At 37.5% G+C, this 18,571-nt stretch carries 16 protein-coding genes; 11 read left to right on the forward strand and 5 right to left on the reverse strand.

Going from position 1 to position 18,571, the window contains the following annotated elements; translation table 11 throughout:
• Positions 1 to 536 precede the first annotated feature (536 nt).
• From I6F53_RS17055 to I6F53_RS20820, 7 genes are all read left to right on the forward strand, one after another.
• Positions 537 to 938 (forward strand): hypothetical protein, encoded by a 402-nt coding sequence (locus I6F53_RS17055; protein WP_331460808.1) that lies wholly within the window; start codon positions 537 to 539, stop codon positions 936 to 938.
• 98 nt (positions 939 to 1,036) lie between these two features.
• On the forward strand, positions 1,037 to 1,549 hold the full coding sequence (locus I6F53_RS17060; RefSeq protein ID WP_197120549.1) for a hypothetical protein: 513 nt from the start codon (positions 1,037 to 1,039) through the stop codon (positions 1,547 to 1,549).
• Positions 1,550 to 1,715: 166 nt separating this feature from the next.
• Positions 1,716 to 1,940 (forward strand): hypothetical protein, encoded by a 225-nt coding sequence (locus I6F53_RS17065; protein WP_197240462.1) that lies wholly within the window; start codon positions 1,716 to 1,718, stop codon positions 1,938 to 1,940.
• A 363-nt stretch (positions 1,941 to 2,303) separates the two neighbouring features.
• On the forward strand, positions 2,304 to 3,842 hold the full coding sequence (locus I6F53_RS17070) for a glucan biosynthesis protein (protein WP_197240464.1): 1,539 nt from the start codon (positions 2,304 to 2,306) through the stop codon (positions 3,840 to 3,842).
• Positions 3,843 to 4,139: 297 nt separating this feature from the next.
• Positions 4,140 to 5,327: a hypothetical protein gene (locus I6F53_RS17075; RefSeq protein ID WP_197178972.1), complete on the forward strand. Its 1,188-nt coding sequence runs from the start codon at positions 4,140 to 4,142 to the stop codon at positions 5,325 to 5,327.
• Positions 5,328 to 5,740: 413 nt separating this feature from the next.
• Positions 5,741 to 6,040 (forward strand): 2OG-Fe(II) oxygenase, encoded by a 300-nt coding sequence (locus I6F53_RS17080; protein ID WP_231616625.1) that lies wholly within the window; start codon positions 5,741 to 5,743, stop codon positions 6,038 to 6,040.
• The gene (locus I6F53_RS20820; RefSeq protein WP_197179136.1) at positions 6,034 to 6,117 is read left to right on the forward strand and encodes a DUF1272 domain-containing protein; all 84 of its coding nucleotides are present in this window, start codon (positions 6,034 to 6,036) and stop codon (positions 6,115 to 6,117) included. The genes I6F53_RS17080 and I6F53_RS20820 overlap by 7 nt, the downstream gene beginning before the upstream one ends.
• Positions 6,118 to 6,309: 192 nt before the next feature.
• Here the strand turns inward: I6F53_RS20820 and I6F53_RS17090 are convergent, their stop codons facing one another.
• On the reverse strand, positions 6,310 to 7,134 hold the full coding sequence (locus I6F53_RS17090; RefSeq protein WP_197178968.1) for a sulfite exporter TauE/SafE family protein: 825 nt from the start codon (positions 7,132 to 7,134) through the stop codon (positions 6,310 to 6,312).
• A gap of 501 nt (positions 7,135 to 7,635) precedes the next feature.
• On the opposite strand from I6F53_RS17090, the gene yddG reads away from it, so the two are divergent.
• Positions 7,636 to 8,550, forward strand: a complete 915-nt coding sequence (gene yddG, locus I6F53_RS17095) for an aromatic amino acid DMT transporter YddG (RefSeq protein WP_197240469.1) — start codon at positions 7,636 to 7,638, stop codon at positions 8,548 to 8,550.
• 60 nt (positions 8,551 to 8,610) lie between these two features.
• On the opposite strand, the gene I6F53_RS17100 is transcribed toward yddG, so the two are convergent.
• Positions 8,611 to 9,291, reverse strand: coding sequence for a LytR/AlgR family response regulator transcription factor (locus tag I6F53_RS17100; protein ID WP_197240470.1), 681 nt, complete (start codon positions 9,289 to 9,291; stop codon positions 8,611 to 8,613).
• Positions 9,285 to 10,793, reverse strand: coding sequence for a sensor histidine kinase (locus I6F53_RS17105; protein ID WP_197240471.1), 1,509 nt, complete (start codon positions 10,791 to 10,793; stop codon positions 9,285 to 9,287). Before I6F53_RS17105 ends, I6F53_RS17100 begins: the two co-directional genes overlap by 7 nt.
• Positions 10,794 to 11,136: 343 nt before the next feature.
• On the opposite strand from I6F53_RS17105, the gene I6F53_RS17110 reads away from it, so the two are divergent.
• Positions 11,137 to 12,000, forward strand: coding sequence for an ABC transporter ATP-binding protein (locus tag I6F53_RS17110; RefSeq protein ID WP_197240472.1), 864 nt, complete (start codon positions 11,137 to 11,139; stop codon positions 11,998 to 12,000).
• Positions 11,994 to 15,149: a M1 family aminopeptidase gene (locus I6F53_RS17115; RefSeq protein WP_197240474.1), complete on the forward strand. Its 3,156-nt coding sequence runs from the start codon at positions 11,994 to 11,996 to the stop codon at positions 15,147 to 15,149. Before I6F53_RS17110 ends, I6F53_RS17115 begins: the two co-directional genes overlap by 7 nt.
• A 72-nt stretch (positions 15,150 to 15,221) precedes the next feature.
• On the opposite strand, the gene I6F53_RS17120 is transcribed toward I6F53_RS17115, so the two are convergent.
• Positions 15,222 to 15,737: an ankyrin repeat domain-containing protein gene (locus tag I6F53_RS17120; protein ID WP_197161403.1), complete on the reverse strand. Its 516-nt coding sequence runs from the start codon at positions 15,735 to 15,737 to the stop codon at positions 15,222 to 15,224.
• A gap of 134 nt (positions 15,738 to 15,871) precedes the next feature.
• A complete protein-coding gene (locus I6F53_RS17125) occupies positions 15,872 to 17,398 on the reverse strand; it encodes a catalase (protein ID WP_197240475.1) in 1,527 nt (508 codons plus the stop codon).
• Positions 17,399 to 17,815: 417 nt separating this feature from the next.
• On the opposite strand from I6F53_RS17125, the gene I6F53_RS17130 reads away from it, so the two are divergent.
• Positions 17,816 to 18,490, forward strand: a complete 675-nt coding sequence (locus I6F53_RS17130) for an HAD family hydrolase (RefSeq protein WP_197178942.1) — start codon at positions 17,816 to 17,818, stop codon at positions 18,488 to 18,490.
• Positions 18,491 to 18,571 lie beyond the last annotated feature (81 nt).

Genomic DNA, 18,571 nt, shown 5'->3' on the forward strand with positions numbered 1-18,571 from the left:
TGGCATTGTTTTTCCACGCCCTCTACTTAATTTTAATGATTAAATATTAAGCGCGACAACTAGTCTGACAGAGAGGGGTACTGCCTTATCAACAGAAGGTGTTGTTCTAGAATCAGTACAAAAAGGCGATTATTTATATCCTAGAATAAAGTTTCAAGATCATACTGGGAAGTCTCATATTATTGACGTTAGTCCTGGTTGCAGACCAGCTTGTTACAAAGATCTAGAGCGAGTAAATATTTTATACACCCCAGATGTAATGATGGATGCCAAAATAGACAGCTTCATGGGTATATGGCTACCCGGTGTAGGGGTGTTTTGTGTTGGTGCTAGTTTTGTAATCATCAGTCTATTTCAACTAAAAAGGTTAAGTCGAAAAACGGTGTAACGGTTAGCTAAAAACCAAATAATATTGACACCCCCCTTAAATTTTGCACTTTGATAAATGCTTAGAGTTAATTACAGAAACTCATTATTTAATTGAATTTGGCTATAGAAGTTATTCTACAGCCTCGTTGTATTGCTAAAGGATTATCGTGAAATACTCTAGGATTGTACTCTTTTCAGTAGGCTTGTATTTATTGCTAGTTGCTTTATCAACAATAGCAACGTTGATTATTGGCTTTGATGAAATGATTCAAAGTACATCATACATTTTTACTCATTACGTCTTTGGCTTTATAGCCTCTTTAATCGTTTATTGTTACCTAGGCTATAAGCAAACAGTGAGTCCCTATAAACAAGCCTTTTTAGTTGCGGCAGTTTATTGGTTTATTGATCTAAGTGTCGGTGCCTTACTATACATTTTATTAGAAATATCAATGGAGCCTTTAATATATTTAATTCCAGCTTTGCTGCATGTTATTGCTGTTTTATTAGGGACATTACTTGGTATTCAATTACGACATAAGAAAATTAAGCGTAATAAAAAATCGTAAAGCAGAACAAAAACAGCTGGTTTTTGCTTTTTCACCCTAACCTTAGATAACAACCTTACGGCCTATTTATTCGGCATAAGTAAAAAAGGAATTTAAATTTGCTATTCGATTGGTTTAGCTCTGAAAAGCCAAATGTTTATTTGGGATCGTTAGTTGTAGCTAATAACAGCCATTTTTCTAAGGTAGAGTCGTTTTTTTATATAACGGGCGATTCGCTACAAGATCATATGCACAAGAAGCTTGAAGATATTTTTTGTCTTCACAGCATCTCGTCTATTAAAGAGCCTAAAAAATCAGATATTGGTTTAGATGTTGTTATAGTCACTTTGCATGGTGGTGATGCATTCACTATAGATTTTGATACAGCTATTATTCCGCTATTTTGGCGACCAAAAGTTAAGTTAGTATCGCGCTTGTATAATATTAAACACAATAAGACGATTAAAACGTTCAGCGTTTCTAAATCTGTTACGTGGCGCGAATTCATAGCTAAAAAATTTAGCTTAAGAGGTTTTTTTCGTTGGGGTCCTTTGTACCATAACGAAGACATGGAAATACTGTTGTATAAAGCATGCTACGAGTTATTAAATAAAATGCGAAAGGCTATTTAACCAGTAGCCAATAAGAATAATTAAAATAAGATAAAAATACATTTTGCTCTTGGTGAACATTATTACAAACAAAATAGGAACTCAGCTATGGTTTGATTATCAATAAAAACAAATAAAAAACGAGTTAATCCATAGGCTCACTATTTTTCGAACATCGAGGATCTTTATGGAAATTGAATATATTTGGGGTGTTTTAGCTGTTATTGCAGTTTTATTTATATTAATATTTGGTAACTCAATAGCTAAGCATGGCAGCGTAACTGAGGGTGATGTTATTGTTGCTTTAAAATCAGGTCATAAAGTTAGAGCAATAAAATATTATAGATCTGTTCATGGTGTAAGTTTGAAAGAAGCTAAAAATGCCATAGAAAAATTAACTTCAAAAACATAACAATACGCCCTGAGGTGGGCGGCAAGTAAAATTTAGCCATTAATTGCAAATTTTAAAAGTAGTGAGCCTCTTTACTTCCACCATCTAAATACAACCCTTATCCATTTGAATACCAGCGATCTGATAATAAATTACTCTATCCCCGCTTATTTCACTTCAGCGATATCATCAAACGCGCGCAATTTCCCTTAAAACCAATACCCTAAAAAAATAATTATGGGAGGTCCTGTAGTCAAATAACAATACCTTAGTAAACGCTAGTTCATATTACGTCACGTAATATCCATGCAGAACTTTAAGTTAAACATACGTTCGTGCAGCGTTCCCATTTTTATTAGACTCAATTTATTGGACATTCTTTTTATGAAATTAAAGTTATTTATCGCAATTATTTTTAGCACTTCGATGTCGTCTTACGCGACAGATGCATTAGATAAAACGGAGTTTTCATTCGAAGACTTAAAATCACTTGCAAAAGCCTCGGCCGAAAAACCCTATACGCCAACTAAGGTACCAGCGCCGGAGTTAATCGATAAAATTACGTATGACGAACACTGGAAAATACGCTTTAAAGAAGATGAAACCTTATATCCAAGTGGAAAAAACGCACCTGTACAATTATTTTACCCTGGCCGATATTTTCCTGAGCCAGTAAGTATTTACATCAGAGACGATGAAAATCAGGTGCAAAATGTACCTTTTAGTAATGATGTTTTTGATATGCCTGATGACAGCCCAGCTCACGACCTCCCTGAAGGGTTTGGATTTGCAGGCTTTAGAATAATGCGCCCAGATATGAAACCCGATTGGATATCTTTTTTGGGTGCGTCTTATTTTCGTACGGACGGGCCAGAGGGGCAATATGGACTGTCGGCGCGAGGTATTGCAATTAATACGGGTATGAATCAGCCAGAAGAATTTCCGCGTTTTTCTGCATTTTGGATTGGCCCCGCAGAAAAAAAAGGTGAAAGTGTGTCTGTTTGGGCATTGCTTGAAGGACCCTCTATCACTGGTGCTTATCGGTTTGGTTTAAGCAAAGATAACAAAGAAGCCAAAGGGCATATTACCTCTGTAACGGCTAATTTGTATATGCGCGCCGATGTTGAACGCTTAGGCGTAGCACCGCTAACCAGCATGTATTGGTACTCACAAAAAGATAAAACAACTGCTAAAGACTGGCGCCCAGAAATTCACGACAGCGATGGCCTGGCTATTCACACAGGATCGGGTCAATACATTTGGCGCCCATTAAATAATCCTCAGTCGGTGTCGACCAATAGCTTTATTGATGAGAACCCAAAAGGATTTGGTTTAATTCAAAGAGATCGTGACTTTAATAACTACCAAGACGACGGCGTATTTTACAATAAGCGTTCATCAGCGTGGATCAAGCCCACTGACGATTGGGGAAGGGGAGCTGTTCAGCTAATCGAGATTCCAACAAAAGACGAGACGTTCGACAATATTGTTGCTTATTGGGTGCCTGAAAAAGAGGCGCACAAAGGTGATGAGTTTACCTTTTCTTATGATATTGAGTGGCGTCCACTCGATCCAAAATCAAAAATGCTTGCAAGCGTTGTGAATACTCGCCAAGGCTTGGGGGGAATTCCTGGCCAGCCTATTCCTGAAGGTGTTAACAAAATGGTGATTGATTTTGAGGGCCCAGTATTTAATGGCTTAGATAACGAAAGTGGTATAAAGCCGATTGTTGAAGCCAGTAATGGTGAAATACTAGAGCCTATTGGAGTTTATCCGGTTGTAGGTACAAACCAATGGCGATTAGCGTTTGACTATAAACAGACTAATAACGATCCAGTAAGCATTCGCGCGTATTTAGTTGATAAAAATGATGACGCGATAACCGAAATATGGGTAAGTGATGCAAAGGTAACGATTGAATAAGCCTTAAAGTAAAACGGGTGGCTATATTTTGATTTGCTTCGTAATTATAGCCACCATAATATTTACTTAATCGAGCGTTACGAGTAAATATTAGTTAAAGTAACTGTTTAGCATATTGTTCTTAAATGAACTCAGGCGCTTTTTATCCTTATTCTTCTTATTGACCTAAAGCATTAAATAATTGTTTAGTTACTTTTTTAATGCTTGGCTTTATGTATGCTTTAATTAAATTTATAATTAAAGCATACAAATTACGTGCATAAAAAGTAATGGATACAAATTTTAGTGGAACTTAATATGACATTTTTAAAAAATGTAAAGCAACAAGCGGCGACTAAAACGCCTTCTGAATTAGAGCGTTTATGGCAGCGAATTGAAAAACATACTAAGCGTAACGCAAACTTTGATATTAAAAAGCAGACCCTGTTTTCTCAATTTCAAGAACAAGTAGAGCACCATGAGCAACGTCAAGCTCAAATGATTGCAGAACAAATCATTCATTTTAGTAAGTTTATCCAACGTAAAAGTTTAACTATTGAACAGCGTAATGAACTTGTGGATTGGATAAATGAAGATTTAGATTATTTGTCAGAACATCCATTCATTGGCGAGTTGAATGTTGAGGAAGTGTCTCAAGTTTTTCAATCTTACCTAAATAAATATAACCAAGATACGGTTAGTACAATCCCTTCTTCAGAGTTAAATATATTACGTAATATGTTACAGCAAGATTTCCCCGGTTTAGAATTAACAGATGACGAACTGAGAGAAATAACAGCTGAGCCTTCATTGCTTTATAAGCACCTTGACGAGCAAGGTTTTGGTGAGGAGAAAGATGATGAAGCGTTTAGTGCAGATAATATGCACTATGAACAAGATGAAGATTGGGATGACTTTTTTGACCAACACGAACGATTTGATCGCGATGAAATTAAACAACAAAAAAACAACTCAAAATTAGAAAAGTTATTTAAAGGCTCGCAGCTAAACAAAATGTATAAACGTTTAGCATCTAAGTTGCATCCAGATAAAGAATCTGATCTTGCAAAAAAAGCAGAAAAACACGAACTAATGCAACAGTTAGTACAAGCTCGAAAAGAGAAAGACGGTTTTACTTTATTACAGCTTTACATAAGCCATTTTGACGACGATGTCGATTTTGATGAAGAAACCAAAGCAAACTTAATACCGTTACTGCAAAATAAAATAATCGAGCTAAATGAACAGCATCGCCAACAAAAAGAAAGTAATGACCAATATACAATTGTGTGGCGTAAGTTTAATGGTCGTAGTAAAGCGCAAATTAAAGATAATTTTGTAAACCATTTAGCGGCGCTAAATAATGAATGTGATGAAATTGCTAAACGTTTAGAGTATTGCACTACGGTTAAATCACTTAAAGATGAGCTTAACAACCGAATTATGAATAAACGTCATATGCCCATGTCTTTAGAGGCGGCACTCGAAAACATGTTCAATTTTTGATAAATTAACAGTGACGCCAGCCTAAGTTTTTTCATTAAGTTAGAATGGCTGTCCTGTTTAGCTGTTTCTTTACGCTGCGGCAACTGTATTGCCTTGTTCATAATGTAGAAAAGCTGCAAAGCGCGATGTATTAAGAAAGATAAGCCCTTAGTTCCTCAATAAAGTCACTCAAACACCAGTGTTCCCTTCTAAAATACTAATTAAAACAACACCGAACACTTTTTTGTATTTTACGTAAAAATACAGTAAACGATTGAACCAAAATATGAACTCGGCTATGGTTTGTTTACCAATAAAAATAAATAAAAAACGATTTAACCGGCTGCTTGTTAGGTGTTTCGAGGGGTTGTATGTTTTTTTTGAGTAAGTTATTTCGTTGGGAGCGAGGTAGGTAAAAGTCAGGCTACGATAAAATGTTGATTTGTGGTGCTACGTGGCCAATTAAATTTGATACATATTTGCTTAAATTCCCACAAGGGAGTGAAATAGCACCACACACAGACAAAGTTGAATCTGGTAAACACTATCGATTGAATATAGTGCTTAAAAAAGCAGATTTGGGTGGTGAGTTTATTTGCAGTAATCCGATATTTGAAACAAAGCGGGTTAAGCTATTCCGCCCTGATGTAAGTGAGCATCAGGTATCAAAAGTTATAAAAGGTAATAGATATTTACTCAGCATTGGGTGGATAAGAAGGAGCTCTAAATACTAGATTTAAAACCTAATTGTGAATGTTGTAATAAGAATTTACCTGCACAGTCCACTGAGGCTTTTATTTGCTCATTTTAATGCACTTTTTGTTTGGGTGTAATACCAACCTGCATAAATATTTGGGCAATTTAACGAATTAAATTGCCCTATAATACCGCTAAAAATTTTCATTTAGAACAATTGGATACAAAAATACTTACCTAGTTCTAGCGTGATTTTCTCATCGTTAAATAGACCCCGTATAAGCAGATTGGTATTATTAAACATGTTTTAGACTCCCAATGTCAGAATAAGCATGCGAATACCGGTTATCATTAAGACAATGGCAAAAGCGCGTTTTAGTTGTTTTTGATCCAACTTGCTGCCAATTTTTACGCCAATAGGGGCAAACAAAATGGTCAGCGGAATAATAAGAAAAAAGGCAGGAAGGTTAACTAAACCCCACGTACCTAAGGGAGCATCGGTTGGCGTTGTGCCAATACTTAATAAGGTAATTACGCCTGGTAGCGCAATTAATAAGCCAAAAACAGCCGCAGTACCTACCGCAACATGTGCGCGTACGTTAAATGCGTTTAACATAGGAACGCCAATAGTACCGCCACCAATACCAATCATGACCGACAAACCGCCTACAATACTTGCCATCATACCTTGACCAAATTTACCTGGTAGTTGTTTTACAAGCGCAGGTGCGCCAGCTCTAAATAACATGTTTAAGCTGACTAAAATAGCAATACAGGCAAACATGAGTACTAATGCGTTACCGCGAACAGTGTGCGCAATAATGCTACCGACAACCGCCATCACTAATATAAACGGTGCCCAATACTTTATTAGCGCAAGGTCAATATTGCCTTTGCTATGATGCGAGCGAATAGATGAAAGTGAAGTAGGTACTATGGTGGCAAGCGATGTGGCGGTCGCTATCATCATTGCCGACTCTGGGCTTACGCCAAAACCTTGCAGTAAAAAGTACAGCACAGGCACGATAACAATACCGCCGCCTACACCAAAAAGGCCTGCTAAAATTCCGGCAAAAATACCGGTTGCTATTAAGGCCACTACTATTGGCCATTGGTTAATTATTTCTGACATTGTGTTCCTGCTGTAGTTACTGTTGCGCGCCCATTTGAATGAGGATCTGTTGCAGCTTCAAGGTGTATCTAAAATAGCCCCAGCGTACCTCATTATTTCGTTATTATTATCAACGCTTATCCAATCATGGTCACGTTGATTTAATTCATGTTCTATATGAAAAACTAAACCTTTTTTAATTTTTTAATTTGTACTCGCATTCCCCGCGTTGATCCTAGTAACCAGCGAGGGTAGCTAATTGCTTGGTTTATTGGTTTATTGGCTTATTTCGCTATGCGTAGCTCGCAAAAGTAGCGACTTGGGTTTGTGGTTGGCCTTCATCGCCCATTGTTTCGTAGGAAGGCGACGACCATCGCTAAATTTGCCATTGCAGGATTAAGTGTATGTGCAGGATTTTTATTAAATAACTGAAATTGGATAAAATTTATTAACTTACATTGTTTAATTAAATAATTATTGTTAGTTTAGCTTCAAATTATAAAGTAGTACTTTAGGTTTGATATGGGATTTTTAACTAAAAATAAATACACGCTTTATGGCATTGCCGCTATTTTACTGTGGAGCTGTTTAGTTGCGTTACTTAGGGATGTATCTGAGTTGTTTAGCCCCATTGGTGGTGCAGCAGCTATGTACACAGTAAGTGCTGTGTTTTTAATACTTGTTATGGGGTTACCTAAGTTAAAAGGGTTTTCTAAACGCTACTTAGTGATAGGTACTTTATTATTTGTATTTTACGAGGTGTGCTTAGCGCTCTCTATTGGTATGGCTAATAATAGGCATCAGGCCATGGAAATGGCGGTAATAAACTATTTATGGCCCACTCTCACTATTTTATTGACCATTATAGTAGGGCGTAAAAAAGTAAGTTACTGGGTTTACCCGAGTATGTTTGTTGCCTTTTTAGGTGTTGCTTGGTGTATAGCTGGCGATGCCGGTATTTCAGTAAATACGCTTACTAATAACTTTGCCGATAACCCAGCGACGTATTTAATGGCATTAGCTGCAGCGTTTATATGGGCTATTTATTGCGTAGTAACGCAAAAGCTGAGCAACGGTAAAAATGCCATTACGTTATTTTTTACAGCCACGGCGGTTAGCTTGTGGATTCAGTTTGCTATGAGTAACGAGCCGGCCTTAACGTTTTCAGTAAATTCGAGTATTACATTGTTACTAGCAGGAATTGTAATTGGTAGCGGGTATGCACTGTGGAATCAAGCTATTATTGGCGGTAATTTAATGCTGTTGGGCACGCTTTCGTACTTTACGCCGGTGCTTTCTACTATTATTTCGGCGTTGTATTTGTCGGTGTCACTTAGTGCGTCGTTTTATCAAGGAGTGGTACTGGTAACGCTTGGATCGCTTGTTTGTTATTTTGTTACGCGAGAAAAGCCACAAGGGTTAAGTGTTAAAGATTAGAGTCGCTGATAGGGGGAGCTTAAAGTTATGTTTTAGGTAAACATAAAATAAGATCTCAGATTAAATAATGTCGCGCACTTGTTGTTTAAATGACTTGCCAATTTTAACTGACACGCCTGATGCTAGTTGAACGCTTTCAGTACTTAACGCGACCACTTTGTGTTTGTTAATCACGTAAGATTTGTGGACTTGAATAAATGAAGTATCAAGTTCCTGCAATATGTATTTGAGAGTACTGCTTGCAAGTAATGATTTTTCACCTTGCCATATTCTTACGTAATTTCCATACGCTTCAAACATGTCTATATCGCTTAATTGAATTTTATGTTTTTCACGATCGATTTTAAGCGTAATAGTCAGAGGTGCCTTGGGATTTAGCGTTATGTGTTTTCTTTTTTTCCGTACTTTATTGAGTGCTTGTTCAAGGCGTTGCGCAGATACTGGTTTTAGTAGGTAGTCAGTTACGTCAAGTTCAAAACCGGCTAAAGCATATTCTTGATACGCACTAATAATAATCACTTGTGGTCGATTCGCGAGCACTTTTAGTAATGCAATCCCTGATAGTTCGGGCATGTTTATGTCTAAAAATAACAAATCAATAGATGATGTGGCTAAAGCACATAATGCATCTTTAGCGTTAAGGTATTGTCCGCTTATATTAATATCTTTATGGGCACTTAAATGATGCAGTATAACGTCATGCGCGAGCGGCTCGTCATCAACAATTATTGTGTTTAGCATGCAGCCAGCTCCAATTTAAGTGTGGTTTGCCAAAGGTTTTTATTTTCATTAATAATTAATGTGTGCTTATTTGGATATAAAAGAGTCAACCTACGGCGTAAATTGTTAAGTCCCATCCCATGCTCTGAATTGTTATTAGGTAGAATAGGGTTGGAGGAAAATAGCGTTAGTATGTTATCGGCCATGGTGATTTTAAACACAACCGTTACTTTTTGTGACGTGGGCTCTACACCATGCTTTATCGCGTTTTCTAAAATCATTATTAACAGTAGTGGCGAAATAAAATAGTGTTGTTGATATTCAGGCCATTGCACATCAAAGTTACAGCGCTCAGCACTTCGTAAACGCTGTAATGCAATAAAACCTTTTAAGTAATTGATTTCTTTTTCTAAACTCACCTGTGCTTTTTGACCTTCGTAAACACTGTAACGCAGTAAATTAGCTAATTGCATAACAAGATCTGGTGCATTATCTGCTTTTTTTAATGTCAGCGCGTAAAGGTTGTTTAATGTATTAAATAAAAAATGAGGGTTAATTTGCTGCTGAAGTAGCTTTAGCTCTGTTTTTGTTTGTTGCTGAGCAATGTTGCTAATTTGAACGTGTTGTTGCTGTCGTTCAAACGCTAAAATAATCGGTGTGCTTATAGCCAAAAATAAAAATACAAACTGATAATTTTCAGGGCTGAAAATATTATTATTACCACCAGGTGTTAAGTTAGCAATGCCTGCAGGTAAATCGTTAATAGGTAACAGTAGCAAGCACGATGTTAATACAGGTGTAAGTGCAACGAGGCTTATTAAACTTGCAAACAAAAATATTAATACGCCATGATAGGTTAATACGTAGCGTATTAATAAATATCTATTTAATAAATACACTCCATATACTAATCCGGCAGAAACAGTAATTTGCCAAAGATAACCCAAAAAAGTATCAAACTGTGTGAATACTTTATAAACATCAATAACAGGCTCAATAGGCTGGTTTAACATAGGATCAGTGTGCGTATTGAGTATGCTTGATGTAACTATTGCCCAACCTAAAAGTACTATAAACACGACTGTATCAAGTGAAAACAAGGATTTAAGCCATTTATTACTCAACACATTGTTATTTTTATTAGTGCGTTTAGTAATAAGCCATATACCACTTGCAGATGCGCACAGTGTCCAACATTGTGCATCAAGGTATTGCCATTGCGAAAAGTTAAGAAGTTGGTTATTAAATACTAGCAAGAGAGATGGATAGGCTAAAAAGCCTAACAGCCAAACTATGATTGCGGGTGTAAGTAATAAACGATATGCAAACGCATGGGCAATAAAAAAGGGAATACACTGTAAAAAAAGTTGAATATTAATAGCCAGATATTGGCTAGTTGAATCCATATGTGATGACAAAAAGCGTATATGAGAGTCGAGCATAATAGCGGCTATTAGCGGTAAAAAAATTATTAGCTGGGTAATGCTAAAGCGTTGCCATATTGGTGTATTGGCTTGCTGCATATGTGACTCCGTTTTTATTATAGTTTCTGAGCGGGTACGCTTAGATAAAATTGTCTTTTTATTTTAAACATTACCTTTGCACAATTCACTACGCTGAGCGCGCTAGTTTATCCATAAAACTGTTTCAATCATAATTTATTTTTAAAATAATTATTTTATTTCATAGGGTTAGTAACCGTTTTAAGTATACTAGGCCGTTTATTTAAATGATGAAAGGTCATATTTAAATGACCAACGTTACTTTTTTATGTTCATCATTTATTTCAATACGTTAACCATTATTTTCTCGCTTGTATTGACTTGCTTTCTTAAGCTGGTGCTATACCAATTAAGGATGAAACTAATGCTTACACTGAAAAATATCAACAAAAAATACGCAGATGGTACGCAGGCTTTGAATGATGTGACGATCACTCTACCCGCCGGTATGGTCGGTCTACTTGGCCCTAATGGAGCGGGTAAATCAACACTTATGCGCACACTCGCGTGTTTACAAAATGCCGACTCCGGGCATATTAATTTTAATGGCCTTGATGTGATTAGCCAACCAGATGCGCTTAGATCGCAGCTAGGTTATTTACCACAATATTTTGGTGTGTATCCCAATATGAGTTGTCGAGCGTTACTTGAGCATATTGCCGTATTAAAAGGCATAGGTGGTAATGCGCGCAAAAACCAAATTAATAGTTTACTTGAACTAACCAATTTGACTCAGTTTGCTAATAAAAAAGTTGTTAATTTTTCGGGAGGAATGAAGCAGCGTTTTGGCGTGGCTCAGGCTTTGTTAGGCAACCCAAAGCTAATTATTATGGATGAACCCACTGCTGGGCTTGATCCTGTGGAGCGAGAAAGTTTAAATAATTTACTCGTTAGTATTAGTCAAAATAGGTTGGTATTGTTATCGACCCATATTGTTGAAGATGTTGAAAATTTATGTCACTACGTGGCCATTATAGATCAAGGAGCACTCATACAAAGCGGTGACGTAAAAGACTTACTAGTTCCTTTAGAAGGTAAGATTTGGCAGCTCGAAAGTTTACCCACGGGCATACCAACTCAGCATGTATTAAGTAAGAGCCATCGCTATGGTAGAGCGTCATTTCGTGTGTATGCAGACACAGCGCCTGCACACAATGCAATAAATTCGCCCGCTACGCTTCAAGACAAGTACTTTTTTGCACTTAATGAAGGAAGTCAAACATGTTAATTTTTAATGAGTGGCGATATGCAGTGCGCCAACCACTTGTTTGGCTGTGCATTATTATACCTTTGGTATTTGCGGTTATGTTGTCCTCTGGGCTTGCAGCAGTTGAAGTTGATTCGTTAAAACAATTTAAGTTAAATATTACAATGCTACAAATGATGCAGTTACCTGTGCTTGTAGGAGTATTGGCACCCGTTATATTTTTACGAGATCAGCACGCGTCAATGCAGGAGCTTATTTATGCTACGCAAACTAGTTTATTTAAGCGCAGTTTAGCAAGAGTATGCTTACTGATTTTCTTGGTTTTTATTATCAGCTTAATTAGCGATTTAGTAATGATATACATGCATGTAAGGCAATTGGGCTATATACCAAATGTGGTTTATTTTACTGTATTTAATAGCTTTTTAGTATTGTTACCAAATAGCTGCTTTTTAGTTGTTATTGCCTTTTTTGTTTGCCATAAATCAGCTAATTCATTACCCAATTATGTTGTTTTTACGGTGTTGTGGATAGGCTACATAATGCTTGCAAGTATTACCGGAAATCCAATGCTTGCTGGAAGTAGTATTATAAGCAATCGCTTTTATACATTATTTGTTTGGCTTGACCCTTTTGCATACACTGCCGTAATAAACAGTTTAACCAATTCATTAGGGGCTTCATTTGCTATTAATCGCGTTGTTGTGAGTATGCTTGCTGTTGGTATTTTTTATATTACTTTTAGTAAAAATAAAAAACACACATTATTAAAGAGTAAAAAAACTAAAAATACTAACGAATACATTCGTTACAACACGTTAAAACCCGCTGAATATAAAACAGCGAGAGTCACGCAAAAGCCATTTTTGATGATGGCCAGTTTATACAAAACTACGCTGGTTAATTTGGTTTCACACCCTGTTACTTTACTGATTATTTTTGTTTGGCCGGTGATGGTTTTTAATAGTGTTGCCTCGTCGTCTGGTTATGTTGAACCAATGAGTGTTATAAGCACCACAAGCCTTGATGCAATTAGCTATTATGCATTTGATATGCAATTGTTGTTTGGCACTTTATTAATGGCTTTGTGGAGCTGGCAAGTAAGCTGCTTTGCTAAAAACTATAATATAGCTGAGCTGATCGCTGCCACACCGCTAAAAACATATTACTTTTTAAACAGTCAGTTATTGGTCCTAGGTACTATGATATTGGTTTTTTTAACAATGAGCTTATTAGGGGCAAGTGCAGCTCAGTGGTTTTTACACAGTGCATATCAATTTGAAGTACATTTAACCATTTTATTTTTGATGGCAATTGTGCTTGCCATTATTGCGTGTGTATTTTTGTGTGTATTTAATTTGTGCCGTTCGCAGCTTATTGCGGGTTTGCTAATTGCTGTTATTTTACTGATCAAATTTACACCGATAATGACTTATCTTGGTCTTACGCATACATTGTGGAGTGTTGGTTGGACGCCTTTGCAGGCACCTGATAACTTTTCGGGTTATCGTGCAAGTATAAGTAGTTATTGGCCTTATATATCAGTTTGGTTAGCGGCGTGTATAAGTTTAGTTATAATTACGGGTATTTTTAATCACCGAGGTGCCGGGTTGAGCCGAAGAGTAATGGGGGTTAAGCATTTTTGGTTACTTATACCTTTACTTATCACTGTGGCACTATTTACTCAATTATATTTAAGACTGGTTGAGGAGAAGCCTTTAACCAACTCGCATAAACGCGAGGCATTTAAAGCACAATACGAAAAAGCATTCTCACAATGGCGCAATGTAGCACAGCCAAAAATTGTTCACATTGATGCTAATGTAGACTTTTATCCGCATCAGCAGCAAGCTCATTTTTCCTTAATATATACCTTAAAAAACACCCATCAAGCCCCTATTAAAGAGATATTGGTTGGGCGCTCTGGTTTTTATAAATGGGCCGATATTGAAATCGATGGCGCACAAAGGGCTAAAAGCTTTCCCTTGCTTAATCAAGCTGTGTTTAAGTTTGAGAATGAAATGCAGCCTGGAGAAATACGTAAACTAGTTACACGGTTTGATGTTCATCAAGCTAAGCTTTGGCCAGTAAGAGGCCATCAGATAATAACCCCTGAATTTAGCTATATACGATCAGTGCCTTTATTGCCGACTGTTGGCTATCAAGGTAATTATGAATTAACCGATCCTATACTTCGTCAGCAACACGCACTTAAAGTGAAGTCGGTTATTAGACCCACGAAGCTATTTGCTAAAACGGTGAAAGCAAGTACTCATTACCAGTGGCTTACTATGTCGAGTAAAGTGAGTACAACAAGGGGTTATCAGGTTATAACCCAAGGAGAGGAAATATCACGTACCAGCAAAGATGACCGCGAAATATTTCATTTTGAGACTCGTACACCCATAAATGCAATCCCAGCTTGGGTGACGGTGCCTTATTCCCCTGTTACCAAGCAGCAAAATGGCGTGATGTTAAACGTGTTTGCTAAAGATAAAAACGAGCCAGCACGAGCGGAGTCTATAGCTATAAACCTCAGCGCAATGGGCGATACAATAAAATGGCTTAATAATATAAGCCCTTATAGAGCAAAACAATTGAGTTTAATAGGCTCGCCTAGTGTTGGTGCTACAGGTTATGCATTGCCGCAACTTATACTTATTGAAGACAGTGTTGGTTTTAGATCAAAGCCAAGCGCTAATGCAGGCTTTGATCAACGCTATCGCCGTGCAGTTCACGAAACCGCGCATCAATGGTTTGGCCATGATATTGGTAATGGGGTACTTTCAGATAGCGCTTTTTTAGTGGAGTCTATGGCAAAGTATATTGAGCTTGTTGTTATAGAGCAGCGTTATGGGAAAGCGACAATGCAAGCGCTGGTTGAGTATGAAACAACACGCTACGAGCAAAGTATGTTGATGAACATAAAGGAGCGATCAGCCTTAGTTGATGCTACACAAAGCTTTGACCAATATTCGCAAGCAACTATTGTCTTTGCTAAGCTACGCGCTGCTATTGGGGATGAACCCATTATTAATGCGCTCAAGTTGGTTTGGGAAAATCATGGTTATCCAAACAGTCCCGCCAATTCTATGGATTTTATACGAGCATTAAAACATGAAGCCGGAAAAGAACAAGAAAGCTTAATAAACACACTGTTTTTAGAGTAAGTACGTTTAATTTGAACATATATTTAGTAAATCAAAAGCCCTAAAGTTTTAGGGCTTTTTGTTGCGTGCAGTTTATTTTGCATTATTTACCTGTGCTAGTAACTCTATAACTTTTTGTTGACCAAATGTTTGTGCAAATTGCTCGGCTGTTTGACCGGCTTTGTTTTGATGCGCGTTATCGCAATCAAGTGATACGAGTGTTTTTGCAATACTAAATTCACCTCTGAATATAGCGGCCATAAGTGCTGTGTTACCCCGGTTATCTTCCATGCAAGCATTAGCGCCTAAGTGTAAAAGCGTGTTTACCGTGTTTTTATTACCGTGATAAGTGGCAATCATTAATGCGGTGTAACCTTTATTGTTGTAACTGTCGATAGGAATACCGGCATCTACAAATTGCTCTATTACAGCTGTGTCGTTTGTACGTGCTGCGGCAAAGTAATAAGAAAATAAGCTTTGGTATTGTGTTTTTGCAGAATGTTGGCTTTCAACTTGCGTACTGGGTGTTTGTGTACTTGGGGTATTTTGAGCGTAAACGCTACTGGTAAAGCTCAGTAGTAGAGCGACTATAATTAATAAATTACGCATAACAATTGTCTCTTATAAAAAGAGGAAGGGGGTTATCCCTTCCTCATAATTGTGGTTGCTTATATAGCTGCTTGCTTAGTTGGGACTAATTTTTACAACTGATTACTTACAGCTAGTTAATTACAACTAGCTACTTACAAGTTAGCTGCTAGTTGTTTAACCATTTTAATATCGCCGTTTACAGCTTTAGTTAAACGTGTACCGTACTCACTGTCTGCTTTGTAGAAGTGGCTAAGCATTTTGTGTTTAACATTGCTGTTTTGCACTTTACCTAAATCGCCTGCAAGGTTATTAACGAGGTTTGTACGTTCTTGCTTGCTAAAACCACGGTATAAAACACCGGCTTGCGCGAAGTTTTGTTGCTTTTTAATCGCGGCTTGCTGTACGTAGCCTTTAAGCTCGGTTTGGCTTCTACGTGCAATTGGGTTTTCAGCAACGTTTTCTTGACTTGGCTGGTAGTTTACATTGCCTGTAGTGTTACCGTAATTCATTGCGCCGTCTTGGTTGTAGTTAACTACTTCAACTTTTGCACGGTTAATTGGCAATTGCTGGTGGTTAGCACCTAGGCGGTACATTTGTGTGTCTGCGTAAGAAAATACACGGCCTTGTAATAAGCGGTCTTCTGAAGGCTCAATACCCGGAATAATGTTTGATGGCGCCATAGCTACTTGTTCCGTCGATTGGAAAAAGTTAGTTGGCATGCGGTTTAACGTAAGTGTTCCCGCTTTAACTTCTTTTACATCTAACCACATTTTTGTTGCATCTAACGGGTTGTAATCAAAGTCATCAAGCTGTGATGGATCAAGCGTTTTAATGTACAGATCCCATTTAGGGAAATTACCTTTATTAACTTCAGTGTATAAATCGTGAGTTAAGTGCTGGAAATCTTTACTTTGCACCTTTGCTACTTCTTTTGCGTCAAGGTTATCAATGCCTTGTTGGCTTACCCAATGAAACTTAACGTATTTAACATCACCCGATTTATTAATCATTTTGTAAGAATGAACACCCCAGCCGTCCATTTTACGAAGGCTTGCTGGTGTACCGTAGTCGCTGTAAACCCACGTTAGCATTTGTGTAGAACCTGGTTCGTGGGAGAAAAAGTCAAATACACGGTTAGGATCTTGAATGTTATCTACCGGAGATGGTTTCAAAGAATGGATCATATCTGGAAATTTAATCGCATCACGTATAAAAAATACCGGTAAGTTAAGGCCGACTAAATCCCAGTTACCTTCATCAGTATAAAACTTAATTGCAAAGCCGCGTGGGTCACGCAGTGTTTCTGGGCTGCCTTTAGAATGAATTACTGATGAAAAGCGAACAAATACGTCTGTTTGTTTACCTACTTCTGAAAAAGGGGCTGCAATTGTTAAATCGTCTAACTCTTTAGATGCTACAAACACACCATGTGCGCCAGTACCACGGGCATGAACAACACGCTCAGGAATACGCTCACGTGCAAAGCGTTGTAGTTTTTGAATTAGTTGTACGTCTTCTAGTAATACACTGCCGCGCTCACCAGCAGTAATCGAGTTTTGGTTGTCGCCAACAGCTGCGCCGTTATCTTTAGTAAGTGTTGTTGCTGCGCTTACCGGTAATGCCATTGCAAGTGCTAGCGCACTTAGTGTTAATTTTGTTTTGTTTATTTGAGTATTCATTGTCGACCTCATCTATTTAAAAGTGCCGGCAGTGGTGCAGGCTGTGAATCTGTTAACGATAGTATTGATTTTATTAACTTCGGTAAAACTGATTAATTAGATTGATATGATTTGTAAAATAGATGAAATAAATTTCAGAGGTGCTTTTAAGCCTTACCATCTACGACCTTAGTCGATAGGCATTTTTATAAAGTTGATTAAATACAACGATTTTTAGTTTTATCAGAGTGTATTTTCACCAAGCTGGTGCGTTTTATACTTACAGTGTGTTGACATATTCGTGTAATAAAGGGAACATGCTCAACTTATGGGCTTATGCTCACCATTAAGTTACACTAAAAAGCTGCACACTATTAATCGCGCTTAACTCGTTATACTTAAATTAGCTAAACCAAATAGTTTTAATAAGGTGACAAGATGAATACTAAAATTGAATTAGTGATATTTGATTGTGATGGCGTTGTTATTGATAGCGAAATTTTAAGCGCACAAGTACTCATTGATATGCTTGTTGAAAAAGGCGTTGATATTGACCGTGCTTATGTACAGCAACACTTTTTAGGCTGCAATTTTAAAACAGTAAGCCAAAAAATAGCGGATGCATTTAATGTCACTCTTCCTGAAAGCTTTGAAAGTGACTACCGCGAGGCACTGTTAAACGAATTTGAAACAGGGCTAACCACGACTGACGGTATAAAAGACGTACTTAACAATTTAGCTGTGCCTATTTGTATAGCTACTAGCAGCAGCCCAGCACGCACAGCAAAAGCGTTGAGCGTAGTGAGTTTAAGTAAATACTTTAGCGATACGGTTTTTACCAGCAGCGAAGTTAAGCGTGGTAAACCAGCACCCGATTTATTTTTACATGCAGCTAAACAAATGGGTGTAAAGCCAGATCATTGTTTAGTGATTGAAGATAGTAAAGCAGGCGTAAATGCAGCAATTGACGCCAATATGCAGGTGCTGCATTACAGCGGTGGGCAACATATGCAAGGGTCGGTAAATCATGTGCACAGTGCTTACCCAAATGTTGATCATTTAACGCATTGGCAAGGTTTTTTTAGTGCATACCCTGCACTTAAAAAGCAGTAAACACGCAGCTTTTTAAATACACAAAGTTTTAAACGCGATTTGCTCGCCTTACTCACTGACAGGCAAGCAAACGCAAAATAT

It is taken from the genome of Pseudoalteromonas sp. SWN29 (assembly GCF_015864465.1).
GTDB lineage: Bacteria > Pseudomonadota > Gammaproteobacteria > Enterobacterales > Alteromonadaceae > Pseudoalteromonas.

Bases quoted from the DNA above. Each gene is read 5' to 3' on its own strand.
- I6F53_RS17065 (WP_197240462.1), top strand. From the start codon at position 1,716: ATGGAAATTGAATATATTTGGGGTGTTTTAGCTGTTATTGCAGTTTTA.
- I6F53_RS17070 (WP_197240464.1), top strand. From the start codon at position 2,304: ATGAAATTAAAGTTATTTATCGCAATTATTTTTAGCACTTCGATGTCG.
- I6F53_RS17075 (WP_197178972.1), top strand. From the start codon at position 4,140: ATGACATTTTTAAAAAATGTAAAGCAACAAGCGGCGACTAAAACGCCT.
- I6F53_RS17080 (WP_231616625.1), top strand. From the start codon at position 5,741: ATGTTGATTTGTGGTGCTACGTGGCCAATTAAATTTGATACATATTTG.
- I6F53_RS17090 (WP_197178968.1), bottom strand. From the start codon at position 7,134: ATGTCAGAAATAATTAACCAATGGCCAATAGTAGTGGCCTTAATAGCA.
- yddG (WP_197240469.1), top strand. From the start codon at position 7,636: ATGGGATTTTTAACTAAAAATAAATACACGCTTTATGGCATTGCCGCT.
- I6F53_RS17100 (WP_197240470.1), bottom strand. From the start codon at position 9,291: ATGCTAAACACAATAATTGTTGATGACGAGCCGCTCGCGCATGACGTT.
- I6F53_RS17105 (WP_197240471.1), bottom strand. From the start codon at position 10,793: ATGCAGCAAGCCAATACACCAATATGGCAACGCTTTAGCATTACCCAG.
- I6F53_RS17110 (WP_197240472.1), top strand. From the start codon at position 11,137: ATGCTTACACTGAAAAATATCAACAAAAAATACGCAGATGGTACGCAG.
- I6F53_RS17115 (WP_197240474.1), top strand. From the start codon at position 11,994: ATGTTAATTTTTAATGAGTGGCGATATGCAGTGCGCCAACCACTTGTT.
- I6F53_RS17120 (WP_197161403.1), bottom strand. From the start codon at position 15,737: ATGCGTAATTTATTAATTATAGTCGCTCTACTACTGAGCTTTACCAGT.
- I6F53_RS17125 (WP_197240475.1), bottom strand. From the start codon at position 17,398: ATGAATACTCAAATAAACAAAACAAAATTAACACTAAGTGCGCTAGCA.
- I6F53_RS17130 (WP_197178942.1), top strand. From the start codon at position 17,816: ATGAATACTAAAATTGAATTAGTGATATTTGATTGTGATGGCGTTGTT.